This window comes from Methanosarcina sp. Kolksee (assembly GCF_000969945.1).
Lineage (GTDB): Archaea > Halobacteriota > Methanosarcinia > Methanosarcinales > Methanosarcinaceae > Methanosarcina > Methanosarcina vacuolata.
Genome location: NZ_CP009524.1, coordinates 61691 through 78493, shown reverse-complemented (window position 1 = coordinate 78493; position 16803 = coordinate 61691). Strand labels below are relative to the sequence as shown.

Below are 16803 nucleotides of genomic sequence, written 5' to 3'. Positions count from 1 at the left end.
TTGTTATATATATAATTGAAAGGATGAACTTTAGTTCCGGATTTTCTCAAGTTACAAGATCAGAGGAATCAGAGGAACTAGAGGAATAAGATGAATTCTAATGAAAAATCAATTGCAAAAATTATGGGATCTATTTTATTTATATTACTAATGATCTCAACTTCAATTACCGCAGGAGCAGCTTCCTGTGATAATTCTGTAAAGTCTGCAACAGACTGTGATCAAGCAAATTGTAGCTTAGTAAATTGCAACTTAGCAAATTGCAGCTTAGTAAATTGCAGCTTAGTAAATTGTAGCGTAACAAATTGTAGCTCAGCAAATTGTAGCTCTGAATTATACGGCTGCGTTTCTATTGTAGACGGAAAACAGAACAAATATTGTAATAAGGAATGTACCTCTTGTAATTGCGAGTCTATTACAGACTGCGAGCAAGCAAATTGTAGCTTAGCAAATTGTAGCTTAGTAAATTGCAACGTAGTAAATTGCAACGTAGTAAATTGTAGCTCAACAAATTGTAGCTCTGAATTACACAGCTGCGTTTCTGTAGATACTTCAACAACAGAAAAAACATGTGGTAATGCTGCAGATACTTCGACAGAAGAAAAGACATGTGACAATGCTGTAGATACTTCAACAACAGAAAAAACATGTGGTAATGCTGCAGATACTTCGACAGAAGAAAAGACATGTGACAATGCTGTAGATACCTCAACAACAGAAAAAACATGTGACAATGCTGTAGATACCTCAGCAACAGAAAAAACATGTGACAATGCTGTAGATACTTCAACAACAGAAAAAACATGTGACAATGCTGCAGATACTTCAACAACAGAAAAAACATGTGACAATGCTGTAGATACCTCAGCAACAGAAAAAACATGTGACAATGCTGCAGATACTTCAACAACAGAAAAAACATGTGACAATGCTGCAGATACCTCAACAGAAGAAAAAACATGTGACAATGCTGTAGATACCTCAACAGAGACTTCAACAAAAGAAAAAACATGTGACAATGCTGCAGAGACTTCAACAGAAGAAAAGACATGTGATAATGCTGCAGAGACTTCAACAAAAGAATGTGAATAAATTAGCCAGCAAAAAATATAACATATGTGTCGGAGAGTATACCTACTCTCCACACAAAGTGTTAGAATACAACATTAAATGCAACTATTCATCAGATAGATTTTTTAGTATCTGAGAATCCTTAAAGTTCTAGTTTTATTCAAAAGTTATAAAAGTATTATTGAAAGCTAATCCTTATTTTTGATTTAAGAAAAAGAATATCAGTAGTTCCGAATAACCCAAGTTCCGAATGCTGAATTTAGAACATTAGTAACTAATTAGAATTAGCCGAAAAAAAGTTTTATTAGATCATGGAATTTATTTTTAATGCCAACAAAAAACGATTCCATGACCACAGATACAGCCAGCTTGCTGGCTGTATCCTCTGAATTGATTAGCAAATATAATATAATAACTTTGCCAGAATCTGCAAATTATGAATGTCAGGACACTTTAAACATATTGCTGCATGCCGCAACATCCTCTACAGACTCTCTTGAATCTGCAAGTAATGATTTGCAAAGAAAAAATCCTGACTTAAGAATACCTTCAGCAGATACTATTTTCAATTACATCAAAGAAAATAAAATTGAAGATATTCTTTCCTCTTTTAGAAAAATGAATCTTGAGCTTTTCAAGATGATGAAACTTGAAAACAATATTCATGATATAGCTATTGATTTTCATGACATTTCGTATTATGGAGACAAAAATACTCCTGGTATTAGAGGAATAAAACTAAAGAATGGTAGTTCATGGGGTAAATCGTTCTGTACTCTTGATATAATTGGAACTTCTCACTTAACACTTGACGTAATAGACATCAATAGTTTGAACAAGAATTATTCTCTTTTAATCGAATCTTTATTCAAAAGACTTAAAACGATAGGTGTAAAAACAGGAACAACATACCTTGATAAAGAATTTTTTAACACAGATGTAATTTCAAAGTTGGATGAACTTAAAGTCAATTTTGTTATAGCAGCTAAATCGACTCAGGTTATCAATAGAGAACTTAAAAATCATCAAAAAGAGTATGGGAATACTTCGACTATTTTTGAATATCGATTCCAGAAAGGAGGACCTTCTTTCAATGTTGTGGCAATATATAATGATAAAAAGAAAAAGTATCTTCTGTTTGCTACAAACAAAAAAGCAGAATCAATTGAGAAATTTGAAAAGATGATTCCTGAAGAATATAGAAAACGATGGAATATAGAAACTGGGTATAGAGTGAAAAACGAGTTCAAGATACGATCATGTACAAAATCTCCAGTAGCAAGAGTATTGTTCTTTATTATTCAATGCATCATGTACAATGTGCTAAATATGCTAAAGTCAGTTCTAGAAATTACAGCTTATGAGCTAAAATCATTAATAAATGAAGACATAAAAAAAGTTGTAAGATATGGACTAAGGTCGCTGAATTTTATTCCTGTTAGTGTGTTACTGGATTGTTTGAGATGGGTCAATGAAGAAAGAAATCGAGTGCTATGCACTCGATTAACTATAATATAACTCATCTCAAATTAAAATTTAAGAACCTAATAGCGTATGCTATAAAATTACTCAATGTGATCTGATTTTTTGAAAAATGTAAGTGAAAGTTATAGCTTAAGAATTTTAAAATCTGATCAATAATATAGTCTACTTTGAAAATTAATGGATAAAATGTAAGTTCAATTTGTTTTTATCATTCGGAAGTCAGTCTGATCGGAACTACTGATATGAGGGTTAATTTATATTTGATTTGTATTAGATATTTGAATATCATATGTGTACATTAGGGGAAAAGAAGTCAAAACCCACAATTCTTTGACGTTGCCTGTCCAAATAAAAACTGTAAGCTCTAGGGTCTTACTAACCGAGGCAATATTTCCGGGAATGGAACTTATATAACACACCTGCAAGAGCGGCAGGAATTGTGAACTCAATATGGACTTTAAAGGAACTGCTGACATTCAGGTGTTTTAAAACATCAATCGAATAAAGATAGACCATCCACGATCAGGTTTTAAACATGCATCCTGTAATCATATTCCTTTTTGCCCTTCTCTGCATCTTATTTTTTACAGCCAGACTCAGGTTGCACCCTTTTATCAGTCTTGTCCTTGTATCCGTTTTTACAGGAATCCTTGCAGGAGAGCCCCTGGCTACGGTCGAAGCAATAACCGGAGGATTGGGCAGTGTATTTTCTCGTTTTGCTATTATTATTACATGTGGAAGTGTTATTGGACTCCTGCTTCAGGGAACCGGAGGGATGTCCTTAATAGCCTCTGATATTATACGTTTTTCCAGAAATCCCCTACTTGCCCTTAATGTCCTTGGCTTTCTTTTTTCTGTTCCCCTGATGTGTTACATTCTTGCCTATGTTATCTTTATTCCAATAGCTAAAGAGTTGGCTGCCAGGCTCGATAACCCCCCCATTTCCACTGCAACAGTCCTTGCACTCGGAGCCGTTGCCTCGTTTAACCTTGTCTATCCTTCACCGGTAGTAATCTCGGCAGCAGAAGAGCTATCAGCTAATGTGGACAGGCTTTTTATTCTGGGACTTCTTATTGCACTTCCGACTTCCATTGCAGGTTACCTTTATTCCAAAAATCTGGAAAAGTCTGAGACTGCATATCTTTCGAACAGGGTAGAGGAAAAGACAACTGAAATTCAGGAAAAAACCTCAGGAATATATAGTAACTCTGTCAAAAGACCCCGACGGCTTGAGGCCTATGCCCCAATCTTTTTTCCTTTACTCCTTATTCTCCTTCACACAGGCTTTGAACAACATCCTGTGCTCACCTTTCTGGGAAACCCAAATATTGCCCTTCTTATAGGGGTCCTTCTCTCCATCTATTCTGCCAGAAAACTTGGATCTCTCGTACTGAGGGAACTGATCGAAAAAGCTGTGAGAAGAAGTGGAGTTGTTCTTCTTGACCTTTGCGGAGGAGGCGCTCTCGGGGCAACTCTTGCCATGACCGGGGCAGGAGAAGCTCTTGGCAGGTTTTTCTTGCAGTTGAGCCTTCCCCATATCCTTGTGCCTTTTCTCGTTGCCGCAGCCCTTCAAACCGTTCAGGGATCAAGGGTTGTGACCATGCTTATTGCACCTTCCCTTTTACTGCCACTGGTTCCTGAGCTTGGGATTCCTCCGGAAATTGTTATCCTTTCTATGGCTTCAGGCACTTTTCTAATTTCCCATGTCAATGATCCCTTCTTCTGGATTTTCGGAGAGCTTGCAGAACTGGAACCATCTAAGGTCTTCAAGTCAAATACCCTTGGGAACGCCTTGATGGGTATCGTGAGTTTCCTGCTGATATCTACTGTGTATATCTTCTTTTACTGAATTCTTCTTTTTCTGATATTTTCCTTTTACTGAATTCTTCCTTTTACTGAATTCTTCCTTTTACTGAACCTTTTCTTTTACCAGGTTTTCTCTTTTACTATGTTTTTTACTGAGAGTTTTAAACTCTACTCTCACATTCTTCCCGCTTTTCTAAGTTTGCCACAGTAAAATTATAACTTCATAATTTGGGACGTGGCAAACAATAAATACCAGTTTTTTATATTTCTCTATATGAATGAGCAAAGTTATCATGAATTTACAGGCCTTGAACTCTCGCCGAGAAAGGTAGATTATCTTAAGTTCATTCTTGAAAAAGGAGGCACTGTAAAAACTACAGAGATTTCTTCAGGCCTGCAAGTAGACCCCTCAACCACAACCAAGACCTTAAACGAGCTTGCAAGTGCAGGCTACCTGAACCATGTCCCTTACAGGGGGGTGGATCTGACGGAAATGGGTGAGGCGTATACGCAGTTTCTTATCCGAAGGCACAGGATCCTCAGTCTTCTCTTAACCCATTACGGTCTTTCGTCGGAGGAAGCTTGTAGTGAAGTTTCGCGTTTTGAGGCTTTCGTCTCAAGGGACGCTGTAAATAAAATCTGCAGCTCAATGGGCCACCCAATGTTCGGGGTATGCGGGGAAATAAGCCATGAAAGATGCTTGTATGAAGAAAAACATGATTGAATGCCTGAATAAGTGTAGTATTAAACGAAATGTTAAATGAAGAGCTAAAGTGCTAATTAAGTGCTGAGTATGAGCTTCGAGATAAATTTGGTCATACACCAAAAAATTGTCTGAATAACTCAAAAATTTGGTCATATACCAAATTTGGAATACTGATGGACTTTGGGTATAGAGAGACTTTGAATGATGTCGGCCTTATCTCATCCAGAAATATATTCATGAGCCATTCATGAGCCAAAGAAAAATGAAAGTGAAGAAAGTGGGATCTTAATATGAATCTGAAAATTCTACCTTTATTAGTGCTCTTGACTGTTGGTCTGAGCCTTTTTGCCAGCGGCTGTACAGGCCCAGATGACTCCCAAACTAATGAGAGTACAGGACAGGAAGTTGGAGTAGCAGGGTCAAACGAGCCTGTAATTGTAGCTGTAAGTGTGCTTCCTCAGGCTGAGTTTGTAGAAAAAGTGGGGGGAGACAAAGTAAAAACTGTTGTCATAATTCCTCCGGGAGCAGACCCTCATACTTATGAACCATCCCCTAAAGAAATAGAAAATATAAGCAAAGCCAGTATGTATGTTACAGTCGGAATCGATATGCCCTTTGAGGAAGTCTGGATCGACAGGTTTGAATCTATTAACAGTGGAACTCTTATTGTAAACTCTTCTAATGGAATTAAACTCAGAGAACTTGCTGCTCACGATCATCACGAAGAGGAAGGAGCAGGGAAACTTGAAGCTGATGAAGAAGAAACTGAACTGGACCCCCATATATGGACATCTCCTGCAAATGCAAAAATAATGGTCGAGAACATTTATGAGGGACTTGCCAAAATAGATCCTGAGAACAAGACTTACTATGCTCAGAACAGAGACGCCTATCTTAAGGAACTGGACACCCTGGACGCAAGGATTCGCGAAAAGCTTTCGGGAAAAACGGAAAGAAACTTCATGGTTTATCATCCTTCCTGGGGATATTTTGCAGCGGATTATAACCTTACCATGATTTCAGTTGAGAGTGAAGGAAAAGAGCCAAGCGCTGAGGATCTGGCGAAGCTTGTAGATCTTGCAAAGGAAAAGCACGTCAAAGTAATCTTTATCCAGCCCCAAACAAGTAAGCAGAGTGCGCAAGCCGTAGCTGAAGAGATCGGCGGTGAGGTTGTAGCTGTAGACCCGCTTGCAAAGGATTACATTGCAAATATGGATAATGTATCTGATATTTTTGCCAGAAACCTCGTATGAAGGCAGTATGTACGAAGGCAGTATGTAAGAAGGCAGTAAGGTACGAAGGCAGTAAGGTAAAAAGTCAGTAAGGTACAAAGTTAGTAAAATTAGCATTTGAGTTCTGGTAAAGTCAACCACTCAAATTTCGTATATAAATATCAAAAGATTGTAATCCGATAAACAAAAACGATGATAAAAACGATGATAAAAACGATAATAAAAACGATGATAAAAACGATAATAAAAACGATATTCTGAAGGGAAGGCAATGGAGAAGGTTATAGAACTGAAAGATGTCTGGGTTCGTTACGGAAACCAGATTATCCTTGAGGCAATCAATTTTGAATTAAAAGAGCCCAATGGACTGCTTGGGATTATCGGACCTAATGGGGGAGGAAAGACCACATTTCTCAAAGTGCTCCTTGGACTTTTGAAACCCTATAAAGGCAGTGTAAAGCTCTTTGGGAAAACACCCGAAAAGAGCAGAGAGCTTATAGGCTATGTTCCTCAATACAAAGGTTTCGATTATGACTTTCCTATAAGTGTCTGGGAAGTGGTGCTCACAGGCAGGATGAGCCATACGGGTTTTCGGAAAAAATACAGAGAAGAAGACAAAAAGGCTGCAGAAGAAGCCCTGAAGATGGTAGAAATGTTCCAGTACAAGGACCGGCAGATTGGCCAGCTTTCGGGAGGGCAGCGTCAGAGAGTCTTTATTGCGAGAGCTCTTGCCACAAACCCCAAACTTCTGCTTCTGGACGAACCTAACTCCGGGCTTGATCCGCATATGCAGGAGGAACTCTACCGCCTGCTGGACAGGCTAAAGAAGGAAATGGCAGTCATCATGGTTACTCACGACCTCAGCGCGGTTTCTATTTATGTCGATAGAATAGCCTGCTTAAACCGCACTCTCCATTACCACAACTCCAGAGAAATCCCGGTTGAAGATCTTGAAGCTACCTACCAGTGCCCTGTTGAACTGATTGCTCATGGAATACCTCACAGAGTGCTGGAAAACCATAAGGAGAACTCCTGATAATCAGGACTTGTCCGAAAAAGACTGACTCGAAAAACAGACGGAGAAATAAGAATGTTTAATTTTCTGCAATACACCTTTATCCAGAACGCTCTTGCAGCCGCAATTCTTGCAAGTATAGCCTGCGGGATTATAGGAGTCTATGTTGTCGTCAAAAAAATAGTATTCATAAGTGGGGGGATAGCTCATGCTTCCTTTGGAGGTGTTGGGCTGGGCTATTACCTGGGAATCAACCCTATGTTCGGAGTTCTTCCCTTCAGCTTGCTTTCGGCTCTTGTTATGGGAACAGTTAGCAAGAGGTCTAAAATCCCTGAAGACAGTGCTATAGGCATACTCTGGTCTCTTGGAATGGCACTCGGAATAATTTTTGTCTATTTAACCCCTGGATATGCTCCTGATCTTATGACATATCTATTCGGAAATATATTAACAGTTCCCCGCTCCGACCTGTACTTTATGCTAGCTCTTGATATAGTAATAGTAGGTGCAGTTTACTTACTTTATAAGGAATTCCTTGCTCTCTGTTTTGACGAAGAATTCACAACCGTGCAGGGACTTCCTACCGAGAAGCTTTACCTTTTCCTGCTCTGCATAATTGCGCTAACAATTGTGGTGCTTATTAAGGTCGTGGGTATTATCCTTGTAATCGCTCTACTTACCATTCCTGCTTCCCTGAGCCGTAAATTTACTCATAACCTGAAGCGTATGATGCTGATTTCCATAGCCTTTGGAACCGTAATCAGCGTTACAGGAATAGGTCTTTCATATGCTCTGGATGTCCCATCCGGTGCGACGATCATTCTCGTACTGAGCCTTGTTTATGGAGTTGCAGCTTTCGGGATGGAAATGCTGGAGAATAGAAGAAGTTCAGGGGTTTAAAATTCCCTGAAATTTATTTTAAAGGCTTTAAATTGGTGTTTAAGATTTATTCAAGATTGCTTCAGGACAATTTAGATAGCTATTCAGGATCTTTACAGTATCAAATAAAAATTTTTGATATAATTATATTTAGTCTGTTTTATTAAGACATAATTTTATATATGGTGAGATGCTAGAGCCTAAACGTTTAATTGATCATACTTTACAGGACTCAGTGCTAGACCTCTAAGGCTGGGTTCGTGGAGATAAAAACGGAATCTGAAGCATCTAAACCCATGTGCGTACAACCGCTTCGAGTGGGGAAGCGACGGAAACGCCGGTGATTAACACAATGGATTTATTTGGAGCCACCCGAAGACAATCCGATAAGTGTATCTGAAAACTATATTAAAGCAAGTGATTGAACCCGTTATACGAAACGGAAGCCACCAGAGCATTCATTAAAATAAGTTTTTACAATCAGGGTGATAAAATGGATCGTGATACAACCCGAGATCAAAATATAAAAGAAAACGAGACTTTTGATGGAGACTGCCTCGATCTTCCGGATATCCCCCTTCCGGAAACCGACAACGTTCTATACTCAATTCTAAACTCCTTAAACCAGAACATTGCAGATTTTCACACCTTTGTGAAGTTCAACCCCTATCTGTCTGAGGAACATCTTAACGTTGAATTGCTTAAAAGAAGCATGGGCATTCACAGGGACTTTGCAGCTCTGTTCCTGCACACCAAAGAAGAGCTGGTTTTTACGTATCCCGAATTTATAGAAAAAACAGAAAAATTGCTGTTTAAGGGAAATGTTGGTAACGACTGCATAAAATATACCCACAAATTATGCAGAGCAATAAGCGACTATAAAATAGCCCTGCACAGAGAAGGCTATTTGCCTGACCTGAGAAGACAGTTACCACTAATTGATCTGTAATCATCCGGTAACTTACTTTTTCGCTCAAATTCTTTTTTTCATCAGGGTTCAAAACCAGGCTTCCACTCTTTTATATTTTAAGATTATAATAAGTCTCTTAACTCTAATCATTTTAATAATTTTATGAATTGAATGTGCTTCCAGTACTCTGTTTTGATTGAATCCAGAAAGGAAGTTTCTTCTCTATTATCTTTTAGACTTTCTTTGTATTTTACGGTACTTCCAGAATTTTATATTTCGTTTTCAGTACATCCGTAGTTTTATATAACTATAAGATATCTGAATTGCCAGGCATCTGTAAAAAACGGTGTCTTTGAAAAACGGTCTTTAAAAAACGGTATTTAAAAAACGGTATCTTAAAAAACGGTATTTAAAAAACGGTATCTTAAAAACGGTATTTAAAAAATGGTATTTAAAAAATGGTATCTTAAAAAACGGTATCTTAAAATGGTACTAAAAACGGATTTTCAAAAAACGGATTTTCAAAAAACGGTATCTTAAAATGGTACTAAAAACGGATTTTCAAAAAACGGATTTTCAAAAAACGGTATCTTAAAATGGTACTAAAAACGGATTTTCAAAAAACGGATTTTCAAAAAACGGTATCTTAAAATGGTACTAAAAACGGTATCTTAAAATGGTACTAAAAACGGAATTTCAAAAAACGGTATTTAAAAACGGCATTTAAAAAACAGATGCCTGTCTTCGTAATGCGGAACCTTTTGTATTTGTTTCAATAATTTTTCTCTTTCTTCACATTACGTATCTCCATTTTAGTATTGGATATCCTCAAGTTTACTTTAGCATGAAAATGCTACCATCTGCAAGCACTTTCATTGTTTTTGCATGTTATTCAAAGAATATCATGTTCGTTTAGTATGTCTTAAACTCCAAAAATTCTTTATATTATATCCTAGTGTCTTGAAAATTTAGATATTAACCATATGTTAAATCTGAATCGCTATCGTTTAATGAAAAGTTATCAAAAATTATGCTCGATAATTAAGTTTCCATAACACTAGTTTATTGATTTCAAAGTATGTCAAGAATGAATTTTTAAAAAAACACGGAAAGCACGGAAAACACGGAAATGAGTAGTAAAGGTGTGATTCTCTCGTGTTTTCCGTTTTTTTCGTGGTTGTAATATCCAGATAAAATCACTCTGCGACCGGCTGTGTTTTTGCGTTAAAAAATCTCATACGACTTTAAAACAATATTCGAATTGTAAGCCGGAATCATTTTCTTATTATGCACTTATTTTGAGAATCGATGCAATAGTTTGACAGAAAGATATAGTTTATAGTGTACAAATGGGCTTCATGCATTTATACACTATAAAATTCACAGTTCTGTTTATTGTCTATTGATTTTTGATATTTTTTCTTTTCCAGAAAATTTTGTGTTGACAATCCCGAAAAATTAAGCTATCGAGTTCTATAATTCCAGTAGCGTTGTAAAGAAAATAGAAAATTGTGAAGTAATAGTAAAATTAAAAAAAAGTAATATTAAAAACTAAAATTAAAAAATAGAACTTCAGTTTTTACTGAAGCCCAAAGTGCTTTATGTTCCAGTCTGCAAGAGCCTGGATTTTCTTTATTTCTTCCTCACCGCCTTCCATTGTGAAGAGGTGTTTGAACCTTTTCTGGGCTCTCAGGTACTCTTCAACTGGCCTGGGGTCCTTAACTTTCCTGACCTGGGTAATTTCCCCGTTTTCCATTTCATACATGGGCCAGAGGCAGGTTTCGACTGCGAGTTTGGCAATTTCCAGGGTCTTGGATGTATCAAAACCCCAGCCTGTTGGACAGGGGGCCTGAGCATGGATATAGGTAGGTCCTACGATTTCAGTTGCCTTCTTGACCTTTCGTATCATGTCTCTTGGGAAACCTATGGAGGTCGTGGCCACATAAGGAGAGCCATGAGCTGCCATGATAGCAGGCATGTTCTTTTTAGGGCGTGGGTTTCCAAAGGAAACTTTTCCGGCTGGAGTTGTTGTGGTACTTGCATCAAAAGGTGTTCCGCTACTGCGCTGGACTCCAGTGTTCATATACGCTTCGTTATCCATGCACACATAGGTGAAGTCGTGGCCTCTCTCGAATGCACCAGAAAGGGCACCGAGACCTATATCCATAGTAGAACCGTCTCCCCCGATTGATACAACCTTGATGTCATCCTTTTTTCCAAGGGCTTTCAAGGCAGCTTCCACACCTGAAGCCACTGCACCTGCATTTTCAAAGAGGGAGTGGATCCACGGAACCTGCCAGGAGGAATATGGGAAAGGTGTAGACATGACTTCAAGGCAACCCGTCGGGTTAACTATAATTGTATTTGGGCCTGCGCCCATAAGTGTGAATTTTGCAGCAAAGGCATCACAGCAACCTGCACAGCCGCTGTGCCCGGACGTAATATATGTTTGAGGTGCAGTTTTACTCATAGCAACTCCTCCTTAAGATCCAGGAATTGGCTTTCAATCGTGATTCCAGATTTTGCAACTTTCTTGGTTTCTTCTATAACCTTTGCAATACTTTCCACTGGAATGTCACGGCCTCCGTGCCCTACAGTATAGCCAACCACAGGTACACGGACTTTACTGTTGTAGAGGCAGGATTTTGTTTCTGTAAAGAGCGCTCCTTCGTTAGTCCCGATAGAAATATTCTTATCAAGGACGACAACTGCGTGGGCATTCTTAACAGCCTTGCAGATCTGTTCCTTCGGGAAAGGCCTGAAGGACCTGACCTTTAAGACGCCGATCTTTTCTCCTTTTGCTCTATACTTATCAACAACATCCTTGACAGTGCCGAGAATAGAGCCCATAGCCATGATAATTATTTCGGCATCATCAAGCATATAACCATCAATAAGTCCTCCGTGATATCTACCGTATACTTCCCCAAATTCCTTTGCAACGGCTTCGATCTTTGGAAGGGCTTTCTGCATTGCCTGCTCGTGAAGATATCTGAACTCTTCATATGTATCAGGGGATGCAAAGGCTCCGAAAGTCTTGGGGTCTTCAGGATCAAGAATATCTTCGGGCTGGAAGGACGGAAGGAACTCATCAGTTAGGTCCTGTTCAAGCAGGACAACAGGTTCATAAACATGAGACAGGATAAAGCCGTCCATGCAGACCATACCCGGAACCATGATCTCATTGTCTTCTGCGATTTTGTAGAGCTGAGGCAGGGTATCACACGCTTCCTGAACATCCTCTACATAGAGCTGCATCCAGCCTGTATCTCTCTGCGCAATAGCATCTTGATGATCGTTCCAAATGTTGATTGGAGCGCTAATTGCTCTATTTGCCACTGTCATTAAAATTGGAAGTCTCATGCCTGCAGCGTTAAAAAGTGCCTCATGCATGAGCAGAAGCCCCTGGGAGGTTGTGGCTGAATAAGTCCTTGCACCTACGGCTGATGCTCCTATAAGGGCAGAAATTGCCGAGAACTCAGCTTCTACATTAATATACTCGCAGTTAGGGATTTCCCCGTCTGCCATAAACTGAGATAGATGTTCGACAATATGTGTCTGAGGAGTAATCGGATAGGCGGAAATTACATTTGGACGGCAGATTTTTGCGGAATGGGCCACAGCATAGGAACCTTCCACGACTACCATTTTCTTTCTGTAAGCCGGATCAATCATTATTTCTCCTCCAGAATCATTTCAATTGCATCTGCAGGACACTCATTTGCACAGATGCCGCAACCTTTGCAGTAATCATAATCATATTCAAAAAAGCCATCTTCTCTAGGTTTGATAGACATATCAGGACAGACAATATGGCAAATTCCGCACTTGGTACATTTTTCGTAAATATAAACAGGACGGAAGTTTCTCCAGCCTCCGGTTTTGTTTATGAGAGTAGAACCAGGTTTACAGACTCTGCAGCGTGAAATGTTTAAACATTCTTCCTCTTTATTTGTCACGCTTCTTCCCCCCTGATAAGCTTGTAGGCCTTCTGAATTGCATTTGCATTCTTTTCTCCTACCTTTCCTGAAAAACGAGCCCTTATTGCATGTTGAATTGATTCAACATTGATTTCTCCGGTTGCACCCGCAAAAGCTCCAAGGAGGACAGTATTTACAATGGGGATACCTATGATGTCCATTGCCACCTTGGTAGCGTCCACGGTCATGACCCTAGCTTTTGTATTGAGTTTCAGGCTTTCCGGTTTTTCGGTTGTGTTAACAATAATTATTCCGTCATCCTTTACCCCGCTTGCAACGTCAACAGTCTCAAGCAGAGTTGCGTCCTGGACAATAACATAATCCGGTTTGTAAATCTGACTTCGGAGCCTGATAGGATTATTGTTAATCCTCGTGAATGCCTGGACTGGGGCACCTCTACGCTCTACCCCAAAAGCGGGGAAGGCCTGGCTAAATTTTCCATCTTCAAAAGCTGCAACGGAAAGCATTTCAGCCGCGGTAACAGAACCCTGGCCTCCTCGACCGTGTATTCTGATTTCCTTCATCTAGATTCTCCTTTTTAATGAGATTTTATCTATTGTTTTTCGATTGTTTTTCAAATTTTTCTGTAATTTTGCTGTTCTCGGCAGTCTGTTTGACAAGTTTTAATTAGCTGTCTGGCACACTCTATTAGTCAAAATACTAAGCGAATTAACCCAATATTATTCAATTTATTTGCTTTGTCAGACACAATCAGCATTTTATTTTGTCAGACATAATCAGCATTTTATTCTGTCAGACACAACCACAGCATCTGACTCTTTCTTCAGGCACTACTGTAATATAATAAGTGTGACATGTACATCCATGTCAGGGACCCAAAAACCTGGATGGTAAATTGTTAACCTGGATCTCTTTCATATCATGAATTATAACTAATATTGAAAGGTTTATTTTCAATTCTGAATTCACACTGTTTTATGCCTGATAGTTCATGGATAATAGTGTAGAATATTATTAGGTTTTCGGTGAATTGAAATATATTCTTTATAGATAGTTCTAATCTATAATTATTTTTTAAATGTATTATATTTGGTACATTCAGGTTAACCTGTTGTCTGGTTACGTTTTTATCGCACCATAGCCGTAAACAAATATCTTTTTAAAAATATGGGATATTTTAATATTTCTCTTTATAGAAATCCTTTATTAACTCAATCATCGCTTTTCCATCTTTCAGATTATTAATCTTTTCCCTAATCTGCCGCGAGCCGCGCAACCCTTTTGTAAACCAGTGAGCGTGCATTCTTAGATTTGTAGACGTGCTGAGGTCATATTCTTCAAGTAAGGCGATATAATTCTCAAAGTCCTTCAATTGCCGAACTTGCCTGTCAAATTCCAGCCTTTCCCCGGTTTCCAGGTAATGCCTTATCCTTTTGAAAATAAAGGGATTCCCCATTGCTGCGCGTCCGATCATAAGCCCATCACATCCAGTAAAATCAAGGGCAGCTTCGGCAGACTCCTCATCCCTTACATCGCCGTTTGCAATTACTGGAATGGAAAGTTCCTGTTTAACGGCCCTTATCGCTCTAAGGTCTGAACTTCCGGAGTACATTTGCTCTGCCCTCCTGCCATGTACAGTTAGGGCAGAAGCCCCAGCCTCTTCGATCAGGCGTGCAATCTCAAGGGTTTTTTCATCCCTCTTCAGAATGCGGATCTTTGCAGTCACAGGAGTCTTCAGCACATCGGTCAGCTCTGAGATAATTTCATATACAAGTTTCGGGGAGTTGAGAAGAGCTGAGCCGCACCCTGTTCCAGTAATGCGCTGTGCAGGGCAACCCATATTCACGTCGATGAGTTCAGGTCTATACTCGTCTTCAATAAAGAGAGCAGCTTCCCTCAGTTTCTCAGGAGAACTTCCTACAAGCTGAACTCCAAAAGGTCGGTCTTCAGGGGAAGACAGCCCCTTGAGGAGTGATTTTCGGTTTTCATTGACCAGGGCATCTGCGCTGATCATCTCAGTATATGTAAGGTCAGCTCCATTCTGCCTGCAGAGCAACCTGAAAGCCAGATTTGTAACATCTGCCATAGGCGCAAGAAGAAGGTTTCCAGGTGTTTCAGTCTTGCCGATTTTTAGTTTATTAAGTTTCATTTTTCCAACGGTTTTTGAATATTTTTATTCTAGTTTGATTCTGTTTTGATTCTAGTTTGATCTGTTTTTGATTCTATTTTTAATTGTTTTTGGTATTTTTGGTTATTTTTGGTTTCTTTTGGTTGTTTTTTGACTGTTTTTCTAATTATTTTCCTGGTGGTTTTCTCATTCCTTTCCCTTATTTATTTGTTTTGGAGTTGCCTCCTCAAAGATTGCTGCCTCTAGCTTCCTGTAATTGAAACCTTTTTGTGATTTATTGAGCCTCTTTTGATTTCCTGAAATTCTTTGAATCTATGTGAGTTTTCTCTAATACGCCAAAACCTAAAAATTCACGCAACCAGAAGTTTACGCAACTAGAAGTTCATGCAACCAGAAGTTTACGCAATCAGGAACTTACGCAATCAGGAACTTACGCAATCAGGAACTTACGCAATAGGAATTCATGTAATCAGGAATTCACGCAACTAGAAATTCACGCAACTAGAAACTCACACAATTTCTGGCAAAAATAGAACGATTACTTAAAAACATAATCATTGTAATATATAATAATAAGAGAAACACAAACCAAGAACCTGAAAAGATTCAAGAAATAAAGAACAGGATGCCTGAACCAGTTAATCAAGAAAACTGATTCAGGGATTTAAAAAGATAAGTCGAGAGCCATATGAATTTGATTCATGAGAAGAGCAATCTGACATATCCCAGATAAGGAATCCTGTACTTCGCAGTCCCTATAATCCATTCATCTTTTACAGGCATATTATAACTTATCTGCCCTTCCTGGTCATAGTGACTGTTGGTTACAGCATTGTCTCCTTTGGTAATATAACCGGAATAAGGAGCAGGTGGACCGCCTTCCCACATTGGCTCTCCAGCTTCCACTCTGTACATAGCCCTATGAATAATCGGAGTCACTCCTTCCTCGCCATACTGGCGATAAAGAATCACATCTCCATAATTTTCAAATGACTTATAGCCTGTGTTTTTTCCTTCTTCGTACGTTGTAATATTTGATCTATCGATGCTTTTAATGAAAATAATATCTCCTATCTGCATATGCGGTTCCATACTCCCCGACTCCACCGCAACCATAGGAGTCCAGAGTCCAAATGCCAGCTTGGAAAGGACCATAAAAATGATCACGACAGCTACAACGGACATCAAGTCCTTCCCAAGGGAAACCCAGGCGTTTTCTTGTTCCTGGGCACTTTTTTCCTTATTAATCTCGCTCATGCTAAGCCTTTATTCTTTTGATTTTATCCTTATAGATGCCAGTGTCGAGTCAATCATCAAGGATTCAATAATTCCGAATAATTGCAATCGATTTGATACGACATTTTGTTGTTGACTCAACACCAGGATGCTGCGTTATATTCCATTAGATTTTGTCCTACTCGAAATCTTATCATCTGGCTAAACTTATTATTACCCAGGGACTTAGTATGATTTTCAGAGTATAATGCAGCCGCAAAACTATTTCAGCCCTACATTCTACATTTCTGACTTATATAAGTTAGTCAAAAATTGGTTTATTGAGTTTTCTCAGTAGATTACTGAAGACTTGTTTTTACTTTATATTAGTTTTCAATTAACTTTTTTTAACCAA

14 protein-coding genes are annotated in these 16803 nt (G+C 38.8%); 8 read left to right on the top strand and 6 right to left on the bottom strand.

The genetic code is table 11. The features are described from left to right. Positions 1-90 precede the first annotated feature (90 nt). The 8 genes from MSKOL_RS00515 (at position 91) to MSKOL_RS00480 (ending at position 9143) form a co-directional block, all read left to right on the top strand. Positions 91-1092 (top strand): hypothetical protein, encoded by a 1002-nt coding sequence (locus MSKOL_RS00515; protein ID WP_048153230.1) that lies wholly within the window; start codon positions 91-93, stop codon positions 1090-1092. 306 nt (positions 1093-1398) lie between these two features. Then, positions 1399-2589 (top strand): ISH3 family transposase, encoded by a 1191-nt coding sequence (locus MSKOL_RS18985; RefSeq protein ID WP_082090993.1) that lies wholly within the window; start codon positions 1399-1401, stop codon positions 2587-2589. A 502-nt stretch (positions 2590-3091) separates the two neighbouring features. After that, positions 3092-4405, top strand: a complete 1314-nt coding sequence (locus MSKOL_RS00505) for a GntP family permease (RefSeq protein ID WP_048153229.1) — start codon at positions 3092-3094, stop codon at positions 4403-4405. A gap of 231 nt (positions 4406-4636) precedes the next feature. Then, the gene (locus MSKOL_RS00500) at positions 4637-5086 is read left to right on the top strand and encodes a metal-dependent transcriptional regulator (RefSeq protein WP_048123449.1); all 450 of its coding nucleotides are present in this window, start codon (positions 4637-4639) and stop codon (positions 5084-5086) included. Positions 5087-5358: 272 nt separating this feature from the next. Beyond that, a complete protein-coding gene (locus MSKOL_RS00495; protein WP_048153228.1) occupies positions 5359-6321 on the top strand; it encodes a metal ABC transporter solute-binding protein, Zn/Mn family in 963 nt (320 codons plus the stop codon). A 250-nt stretch (positions 6322-6571) separates the two neighbouring features. Further along, entirely contained in the window at positions 6572-7336 is a 765-nt protein-coding gene (locus MSKOL_RS00490) for a metal ABC transporter ATP-binding protein (protein WP_048153227.1), read from the top strand. 54 nt (positions 7337-7390) lie between these two features. After that, entirely contained in the window at positions 7391-8215 is an 825-nt protein-coding gene (locus MSKOL_RS00485) for a metal ABC transporter permease (RefSeq protein ID WP_048116691.1), read from the top strand. A gap of 472 nt (positions 8216-8687) precedes the next feature. Continuing rightward, positions 8688-9143 carry a hypothetical protein gene (locus MSKOL_RS00480; protein ID WP_048116689.1) on the top strand — a complete coding sequence of 152 codons (456 nt, stop codon included), beginning with the start codon at positions 8688-8690 and terminating at the stop codon, positions 9141-9143. 1540 nt (positions 9144-10683) lie between these two features. Here MSKOL_RS00480 and porB read toward each other — a convergent pair. From porB to MSKOL_RS00450, 6 genes are all read right to left on the bottom strand, one after another. After that, on the bottom strand, positions 10684-11574 hold the full coding sequence (porB, locus tag MSKOL_RS00475) for a pyruvate synthase subunit PorB (protein ID WP_048116684.1): 891 nt from the start codon (positions 11572-11574) through the stop codon (positions 10684-10686). Further along, positions 11571-12779 (bottom strand): pyruvate synthase subunit PorA, encoded by a 1209-nt coding sequence (gene porA, locus MSKOL_RS00470; RefSeq protein ID WP_048116681.1) that lies wholly within the window; start codon positions 12777-12779, stop codon positions 11571-11573. The genes porB and porA overlap by 4 nt, the downstream gene beginning before the upstream one ends. Further along, positions 12779-13063 carry a pyruvate synthase subunit PorD gene (gene porD / locus MSKOL_RS00465; protein ID WP_048116678.1) on the bottom strand — a complete coding sequence of 95 codons (285 nt, stop codon included), beginning with the start codon at positions 13061-13063 and terminating at the stop codon, positions 12779-12781. Before porD ends, porA begins: the two co-directional genes overlap by 1 nt. After that, the gene (locus MSKOL_RS00460) at positions 13060-13608 is read right to left on the bottom strand and encodes a pyruvate ferredoxin oxidoreductase subunit gamma (RefSeq protein ID WP_048116675.1); all 549 of its coding nucleotides are present in this window, start codon (positions 13606-13608) and stop codon (positions 13060-13062) included. Before MSKOL_RS00460 ends, porD begins: the two co-directional genes overlap by 4 nt. Before the next feature lie 614 nt (positions 13609-14222). Continuing rightward, complete coding sequence (dusB, locus tag MSKOL_RS00455; RefSeq protein WP_048153226.1) at positions 14223-15194, bottom strand: tRNA dihydrouridine synthase DusB; 972 nt, start codon at positions 15192-15194, stop codon at positions 14223-14225. A gap of 678 nt (positions 15195-15872) precedes the next feature. Further along, positions 15873-16430 (bottom strand): signal peptidase I, encoded by a 558-nt coding sequence (locus tag MSKOL_RS00450; protein ID WP_048116670.1) that lies wholly within the window; start codon positions 16428-16430, stop codon positions 15873-15875. Positions 16431-16803 lie beyond the last annotated feature (373 nt).